Genomic DNA, 744 nt, shown 5'->3' on the forward strand with positions numbered 1-744 from the left:
ACGGTGGTGTTTATGAAAGCATCTTTAGCCCATTTAACGGAAGGTTATAAGGCCAACTATCAAAACCTGCCGGACAAAGAGCCGGAGGTGGTGGGCTATAAGGGCTGGACCCGGATGCACTGCGATATGGATGCGGGGAAATAATCTGCAATGGGATATGCCCAAACCGCTTAACGTTTAAGGATAAATTATGAATAAGGGAAGTGCGTTAAAAATAATAATCGGAACTATTTCGCTATGTGCTATCGCTGCCTGTACAAAAAAAGCACCCTCACAGGTTATTTATCGCTATGATGATAACCGATATCTGGAATTAAAAGGCTATAATTGTGAGGGAGCGCTTTGGTATCATGATACCAGGCGGAATATACATAAAGAATTAGTGAATGGCATTTATTCAACGTATCAGATATTTTCCGGAGTATATATTCATCCGTCAGATAAGTATATTCTGATACCGCGATGGGAGCCAGGGGCATACACAATATCTAAAGACTATGGACAAACGTGGCAGGTCGCAACGTATATGTCCCCATCTCAGGGGCAAGAGAAAAATTCTGATGGGAATATGGTCGACAGACCTGAAGGAAAAGAAATAAAAAGAGTGGTGGTGGTTAATAATCAGGCATTTATTACCACGGCGAAGGGGCATTTATATCTGAGTTCATACCCTTTTGACGACCCGCGTCTGGCGCCGGGTGGACCGGGTATAGATTATCAATACTTTGATGACACGTATTATCT

At 42.7% G+C, this 744-nt stretch carries 1 protein-coding gene and 1 pseudogene; both read left to right on the plus strand.

The window, feature by feature from the left end; translation table 11 throughout:
- Positions 1-144 (plus strand): annotated as a pseudogene (locus OGW16_RS26440) (T6SS immunity protein Tli3 family protein); the annotation flags it as partial.
- Between the two features lie 46 nt (positions 145-190).
- A partial coding sequence (locus tag OGW16_RS01985) for a T6SS immunity protein Tli3 family protein (protein WP_286517658.1) occupies positions 191-744 on the plus strand: 554 nt, incomplete at its 3' end.

Source organism: Citrobacter sp. Ce104, assembly GCF_030334595.1.
Taxonomy (GTDB): domain Bacteria; phylum Pseudomonadota; class Gammaproteobacteria; order Enterobacterales; family Enterobacteriaceae; genus Citrobacter; species Citrobacter europaeus.